This window comes from Paracraurococcus ruber, assembly GCF_004353985.1.
Taxonomy (GTDB): domain Bacteria; phylum Pseudomonadota; class Alphaproteobacteria; order Acetobacterales; family Acetobacteraceae; genus Paracraurococcus; species Paracraurococcus ruber.
Genome location: NZ_SMOA01000272.1, coordinates 1 through 6,913, shown reverse-complemented (window position 1 = coordinate 6,913; position 6,913 = coordinate 1). Strand labels below are relative to the sequence as shown.

The 6,913-nt window shown below is 77.0% G+C and carries 7 protein-coding genes; 1 reads left to right on the top strand and 6 read right to left on the bottom strand.

Annotated elements, in window-relative coordinates; genetic code table 11:
• Nucleotides 1-120: 120 nt before the first annotated feature.
• Complete coding sequence (locus E2C05_RS26690) at nt 121-1,089, bottom strand: metallophosphoesterase (protein WP_133222695.1); 969 nt, start codon at nt 1,087-1,089, stop codon at nt 121-123.
• On the opposite strand from E2C05_RS26690, the gene E2C05_RS26685 reads away from it, so the two are divergent.
• On the top strand, nt 1,088-2,302 hold the full coding sequence (locus tag E2C05_RS26685) for an FAD-binding domain-containing protein (RefSeq protein WP_133222694.1): 1,215 nt from the start codon (nt 1,088-1,090) through the stop codon (nt 2,300-2,302). The two genes, E2C05_RS26690 and E2C05_RS26685, sit on opposite strands and share 2 nt — an antisense overlap.
• Nucleotides 2,303-2,401: 99 nt before the next feature.
• Here the strand turns inward: E2C05_RS26685 and E2C05_RS26680 are convergent, their stop codons facing one another.
• The 5 genes from E2C05_RS26680 to E2C05_RS33420 all read right to left on the bottom strand — a co-directional run.
• Nucleotides 2,402-2,659 carry an acyl carrier protein gene (locus E2C05_RS26680; protein WP_133222693.1) on the bottom strand — a complete coding sequence of 86 codons (258 nt, stop codon included), beginning with the start codon at nt 2,657-2,659 and terminating at the stop codon, nt 2,402-2,404.
• Nucleotides 2,656-4,326 (bottom strand): AMP-binding protein, encoded by a 1,671-nt coding sequence (locus E2C05_RS26675; RefSeq protein WP_133222692.1) that lies wholly within the window; start codon nt 4,324-4,326, stop codon nt 2,656-2,658. The genes E2C05_RS26680 and E2C05_RS26675 overlap by 4 nt, the downstream gene beginning before the upstream one ends.
• A complete protein-coding gene (locus tag E2C05_RS26670) occupies nt 4,323-5,408 on the bottom strand; it encodes a hypothetical protein (protein WP_133222691.1) in 1,086 nt (361 codons plus the stop codon). The genes E2C05_RS26675 and E2C05_RS26670 overlap by 4 nt, the downstream gene beginning before the upstream one ends.
• Nucleotides 5,409-5,673: 265 nt before the next feature.
• Entirely contained in the window at nt 5,674-6,351 is a 678-nt protein-coding gene (locus tag E2C05_RS26665) for a DNA-3-methyladenine glycosylase family protein (protein ID WP_133222690.1), read from the bottom strand.
• A gap of 112 nt (nt 6,352-6,463) precedes the next feature.
• The coding region (locus tag E2C05_RS33420) for a hypothetical protein (protein WP_205083110.1) at nt 6,464-6,913 on the bottom strand (450 nt) is incomplete at its 5' end.

Sequence of the window (6,913 nt, the reverse complement as noted above, 5' to 3'; positions counted from 1 at the left end):
CGGTCGCAGCGGGTGCCCGGGCGATGACGCCGCGGCCGGGCCCGCATCGGCCGGCGCGCCCCCGCGCCGGATCGGCCCGGCGCATCGACCGGCCGGTCGGCCTCCGCCGGACGCGCCCCGCTACGCCCCGCCCAGTTCCACCACCGTGACCTCCGGCGGCATGCCGAAGCGCACCGGGACCATGGACTGGCCGATCCCGCCGGAGACCACCAGCGCCCGCCCGCCTTCCGTCACCGGCCCGTAGGCGTAGCGGTTGCCGTAGCGGCTGGGCACCACCGGCGACCAGCCGGCCAGCCGCACCTGCCCGCCATGGGTGTGGCCCGAGAGCGTGAGCGCGACGCGGTCCGGCACGCTCGGGAAGATGTCCGGCTCATGCGCCAGCAGGATGGCCGGCGCATCGCCCTGCATCGCCGCCAGCACGGCCGGCAGGTCGTCGGCGCCGCCGCGGCGGAGGCGGCTGCGCCGATGCGCCCACTGGCTGCCGAGGCCGCCGAGCCAGAGCGGCTGGCCGCGATGCTCCAGCCGCCGCACCTGGTTGTGCAGCACGGGCAGGCCGGCGGCGGCGAAGGCCTCCGCCGCGGCGGGCAGCGGCTTGGCGCCGTCGCGCGCCGCCGCATCCTCCCACCAGTCATGGTTGCCGAGGATGGCATGCACGCCGAGCGGCGCGCGCAGCCCCGCCAGCACCGCCGCCACCGCCGGGAAGCTTGGGCGGTCGCTGACGAAGCGATGGTCGGCGAGGTAGTCGCCCAGCAGCACGACCAGATCCGGCGCCTGCGCATTGGCCAGCGCGACGGCCCGCGCCAGCCGGGGCAGGGGGGTGTGCGGCGCGCCGCAATGCGGGTCGGCGATCAGGGCGATGGACAGCCGCAGCCCGGCCGGCCAGCGCGCCGGCGCCACCCGGTGCCGCACCACCCGCAGCGCCAGGCCGGGTTCCCAGCCGAAGGCATAGCCGCCGAGCGCGAGCCCGGCCACCGCCAGCCCGCCGGCAGCCCGCAGCAGCGTCCGCCGCCGCAGCCGGCCCCGTCCGGGCGCGGCATCGGGCGCCGCCCGGCTTGCCGCCGCAGCATGGGCCGCCACATCCCCGTCCATGCGATTCTCCCCGGAGCCCACCCGCGCCGCCGGCCTCGCGCGCCTCGCGGATTTCGCGCCCCGCAGCGGGCGCCCCTATGCGGAGGGGCGGAACCATGATCCCGGGCCGGATCGGCGCAGCGCCGTCTCCGGCCTGTCGCCCTATATCCGGCACCGCCTGCTGCTGGAATCCGAATGTATCGCCGCCGCCCGTGCCGCGCAGGGGGAGGAGGCGGCGGGGAAATTCGTCCAGGAGGTGCTCTGGCGCAGCTACTGGAAGGGCTGGCTGGAACTCCGCCCGGCGGAATGGGACGCCTATGCGCGGCGGGTGGCGCAGGCGGCGGCGGCGCTGCCCGCCCAATCCGGGCTGCGCCGTGCCCATGCGGCGGCGGCGCGCGGCGAGACCGGCATCGACTGCTTCGACGCCTGGGCGCGGGACCTGGCGGAGACGGGCTACCTCCACAACCACGCCCGCATGTGGTTCGCCAGCATCTGGATCTTCACGCTGCGCCTGCCCTGGGTGCTGGGCGCCGATCTCTTCCTGCGCCACCTGCTGGACGGCGACGCGGCGTCCAACACGCTGTCCTGGCGCTGGGTGCTGGGCAGCCAGACGCCCGGCAAGCACTATGTCGCCCGCGCCGCCAACATCGCCCGCTACACCGATGGCCGCTTCGACCCGGCCGGCGCGCTGGCCGAGGACCCTGACCCGGTCGTCGAGCCGCATGCGCAGCCGCCGGGGCCGCTGCCGCCGGCCGGTGCCGCGCCCGCCGGCCGCGTCGCCCTGCTGCTGCACGAGGACGACCTGCATCCCGAAAGCCTCGATCTCGGCCGGGCGGAGGTGGTGGCGGTGGCGGGCTTCGCGGTGCCGGAGCGGCGCTCGCCCCTGCCGGTGGCGCCCGGCGTCGCCGCCTTCGCCCGAGCCGCGCTGGCGGATGGGCTGGCGCGGGCCGGGCGGCATTTCGCCGCCCCGGCCGAGGCCCTGGCGCCGGAGGATGTCGCGGCCTGGGCCGAGGGCACCGGCTGCAAGGCGGTGGTGACGCCCTGGGCGCCGGTGGGCTGGACCGCCTCGGCGTTGGCCGGGATCGGCCGCGAGTTGCGCGGGCGCGGCATCGCGCTGCACCCGCTGCGGCGGGACTGGGACGAGGCAAGCTGGCCGCTGGCGACCAAGGGGTTCTTCGGGTTCCGCGAGCGCGCCTGGCCGCTGCTGGAACACGCCGCGCAACCGGCGGCCTGATCCCGGCGACCCGATCCCGGCGGCCGTGGGCTGGCGCCCTGGCCGGGCGCGCCCGCCAGGGGGTACGGCCCTTGGCGGGCGCGCCGCCAGCGGCGCGGGTCAGCCGGGCGGCGGGCCCAGCCGCGCATTCACCAGCGCGACCACCGCGGCGAAATCCGGCAGCACCGCCGTCTCCTCGGCGCCCAGCGCGATGCCGCGGGCATTCGCCACCTCCAGCATGATCAGCGTGTGGTTCAGCGAATCCCAGCCCGGCACCTCGCCCGCCGCCATGCCGGGGGAGAGCGCGAGCGCCCGCACCCCGATCACCCGCGCGGCGATCGCCGCCAGCTCGTCCAGGGTGAAGGCCGCCGCCGTCACGCCGCCTGCTCCGCCAGGTATTTCCGCCGGTTGGCCTCGCGCGCGATCTTGCCCGCCGTGCTCTTCACCAGCCACCGCTCCTCCACCACCCGCACCGCCTGCGCCGAGACGAGGAACTCCGCCGTCACCGCGCGGGCGATGGCGGCGCGCAGCGCATCCGGCGTCACCCCCGCCGCCGCGTCGCGCTCGGCGACGATGACCAGGTCCTCGGTGCCGGTCGCGGCATTCTCGACGCCGAAGGCGACGATGCGGCCCGGCTTGGCGCCGGGCACCGCGCCGGCCACCGCCTCCACGTCGCCGGCATGCAGGTTGCGGCCGGCGACGATGATCACCTCCTTCAGCCGGCCGAGCACGAAGGCCTCGCCATCCAGGATCACGCCCAGGTCGCCGGTCGGGAAGCCGCCATCGGGCAGCCGCGCGGCGCCGGCATGGCCGACGAAGCTGGCGCTGCGCACGCCGATCTCGCCATAGATGCCTTCCGGCTGCGGCGCGCCGTCGCGATACACCGCGAGGCGGGTGCCGGGCACCGGCCGGCCGGAGGAGAGGATCAGCCGCGCCCCCGGCCAGGCCGCCGCGGCGGCGGCGAGGTCGGTGGCCAGCCTCTCCCGCCCCAGCACCGCGCCGGGGGCGACGTCGCGCGGCGCCGCCAGCGCGCGGCGCCGCCCGGGCAGCGACTGCGTCATGGCGCAGACCGTCTCCGCCATGCCGTAGAGCGCCGTCACCGTCCCCGGCCGCACGCCCCAGGCGGCATAGGCGGCCTCGAAATCCTCGGCGTCGCGGGCATGGCAGGTCTCCGACGCGCTGATCCAGGCCTGCATGGAGGACAGGTCGCGCCGCGCCAGGAAGGGCTGCAGCCGGACATGGTGGCGGAAGGCGAAATTCGGCATCCAGCAGAGCGTGGCGCGCTCCGCCTCGATCAGATCCGGCAGGCCCTGCGGCCGCGCCACCCAGTCGAAGGGGTCGAGGCAGGCGATGGGCGCCGCATTCAGCAGCGGCATCAGGAAGGCCATGACGAGGCCGAGGTCGTGGTAGAGCGGCAGCCAGCTCGCCACCCGCGCGTCCGGCGCCAGCCGGGCCCGCACCACCTGCCGCCAGTATGCGTCGAAATGCGCGACCAGCGCCGGCGCGGTGATGGCGCAGGCCTTCTTGATGCCGGTGGTGCCGGAGGAGTGCTGCAGGAAGAGCGGGATGCCGCCATGCGCCGCGCCGCGCAGCCGGGCGGCGAATTGCGCCCGCGCTGCCTGCCAGTCGGCCTCCGGCGCCGGCGCGTCCTCCAGCAGCCGCGGCGCCAGCTCGGGCGAGAGGGCGAGCAGCCCGTCGCGCGTCTCCGCCTCCGTCGCCGCGACCAGGGCGGGCGCGATCCGGCGGATCGCCTCGGTCTGCTGCCGGGCGAAATAGGCGGGGTCGGTGCGCGGGCTGCGCGGCGGGAAGAAGGCGGGCGGCCGGCCCGCCAGCATGGCCCCGAGGAAGAGCGCCATCGCCTCCGGCCGGGTGCGGGAGACGATGAGGACGAGGTCGCCCGGCGCCGTCCGCGCGGCGATCCGCGCGGCCTCCGTCGCCGCGGCGGACCAGAGCGCGCGCTGCGTCCAGCGCCGCGTCCCCGCCGCATCGGCGAAGGCCAGCGCCGGCGCCTCGGGCGCCGCCGCCTCGAAGCCGAAGCGCATCATGCGGCGGCGGCGGCGTGGCGCGCCTGCCAGCCGGCGATGGCATCGGCCAGCCAGCCGGCGATGCGCAGCTCGAATTCCAGACCATCGGGCAGGGCGTGGTGCTGGTCGTGCCACCAGACATAGTTGGGGCGGGGGATCGGCAGCTCGAAGGCGGCGAAGCGGTCCTCGACCCGCCAGCCCTCCGGCGCCGCGGCGAGCGGTCCCGGCTCCCGCGGGGTGTGCAGCGCGACCAGGTGCGGGACCGGGCCGCCGCGCCGTTCCAGCGCCCGCAGCATGCGCGCCAGCAGCGGCCCCTCCCGCTCCGGGACGAAGGGGTGCTGGCTGCTGACGACGAACACGGCGATGGGCGCGTCGCTGCCGGCCAGCGCGGTGTCGAAGCGCGCCGCCAGGCTGGCGATGCTGGCGCGGAAGCGGGCGAAGCCGTCCTCCGCCCAATGCTCCCCGCAATGATGGTTCCACACCGCCCAGCCGTCGCGCCGCGCCACCATCGGCACGCCCTGGGCGGAGCGGAGGAGCATCAGCGCCTCCGCCGGGGCGTAGCCCTCCCAACCCGCCTCCAGCGCGCGCAGCACCACCTCCGGCCGATGCGCGCCGAGGGCGAAGGGGGAAAACAGCGGCCGGCCGCCCTGCCGCAGGCCGAAGCGGAAGCGCTGCGGCAGGTCGAAGGCCATGCAGTCGGTGCCGAGCGAGAGCAGCGGCACGCGGTCCAGCCCGCGCGCCGCCAGGGCACGGCCGAATTCCAGCCGCCGCCGGGTGGCGTCCGCCATGGCGCGCCAGAGGCCATGCGCGCCGAACAGCGCCTCCACCCGGTCGAGGAAGGGGTGAAGCACCGCATCCGCCGCGCACCAGCGCGTGGCGTCCCACCACAGCGCCTCCCAGCGCTCCGCCGGCAGGGAAGGGGCGGCGGCGGTCAGCAGCGGCAGGGCCTCGGGCATCAGGCGGTCCAGCAGGTCGACCTGCAGCGCCTCCAGCAGGCCGTGCAGCAGGGCCTGCAGCGGGGCGGGGTCGCCGGCGCGCGCGGCGGCGAAGGCGGCATCCGCCCGCGCCCCGATCCGCACCTCGCTCCAGTCCGGGTCCGCCATCCGCCCCGCGCCCCTGCTCGCGGACCGGTGATCGGTGGCGGGCCGGCGGGAGTCAAGCGCGCCGGCGCGGATGGCGGCTGGCCGCGCCCGGCCCGCGGCATGCAGGCGCCCGGCCCTCCCGGAGCCGTGGCGGGTGGCGTCCGGCGTGGCATGCACGCCGCTGCGGGCCGGATCGCGGTGCGCCGCGCGGCGCCGCTCCCGGCTCGGGAGCCGGACGCGGCTGGCGCCTTCGATCGGGCGCGCGGGCCATACCCCGCCACCCCGGCTATTGCGGCTTGAAGGCGCTGCGCTTGGCGGCGTCGGCGGCGCGCCAGAGATACCAGGCGGCGATGCTGCGCCATGGCGCCCAGGCCTCGCCGATCGCCGCCAGCTCCTTCGGCTTCGGCTGGGCGTCGAGGCTGGCGGCGACCTTCCAGCCCTCCCGCACGCCGAAATCGTCCACCGGCAGCACATCCGGCCGGCCCAGGGTGAAGATCAGCAGCATCTCCACCGTCCAGCGGCCGACGCCGCGGATCGCCACCAGGCGCTCGATCAGCTCGGCGTCGGACAGCCGTTCGCATTGCGCGCGCGGCGGCACCAGGCCGCCCGCCGCCTTCTCCGCGATGTCGCGGATGGCGGCGACCTTGGACTGGGAGAAGCCGCAGGCCCGCATCGCCTCCGGCGCCATCGCCAGCACCGCCTGGGGCGGCGGGAAGGCGTGGCCGGGATGCTGCGCGAGGAAGCGGCCGAGGATCGCCTCGGCGGCGCGGCCATGCACCTGCTGGTGGGCGATGGCGCGGACCAGGGCCTCGTAGGGCTCGCGCTCCACCGCCGACAGGGTGCAGGGGCCGATGCGGCGGACGACCTTGCGCAGCACGGGGTCGCGGCGGAGGTGCTTCTCCGCCTTCGTCCAGGGGCCGGGCGCGGTGGCGGGCGGGGCGCCGGTGCCGACGGTCTCGACCATCAGCGGAGCAGGGGCGGGATCATCCGCCGATCACAGCGCGCCGCGGCGAGTCGCGCCAGCGGCCGTTGCGGCCGCGCGGCGCGGCGGCAACCGGCTTCGGGCCCGCCGGCCGCTACGGCAGCGCGCCCAGCAGCGGCACCGCCGCCCAGCCCAGGCCCAGCACCAGCACCCCCCAGGGCCAGAGCAGCCGCCACAGCGCCGCCGGCCGCGTGCCATCCGCCAGCAGGCCGCAGAGCATGGCGGTGACGCCGACCGAGAGCGCCACCCCCGCCGCGCCGGCGAAATTCTGGATGGCCGGCGCCACCGCCGCCGGCAGGCCGGCCGCCGCGCCCAGCGCCGCCTGCACTGGCATCAGCGCGGCGTTCGACCCGACATTGCTGCCCGTGACCATGCCAGACAGCAGCGCGATCGGCCCGATCGCATAGGGCGCCAATGGCCCGAGCGCCGCCGCCGAGGCGCTGATCCTTTCGGGCGAGATCCACACGGCGGAGGCGATGCACGCCATGGGCCTGGTGGACATCCTGGCCGAGGATGGCGAGGGTGAGACGGCGCTGCAGGCCTT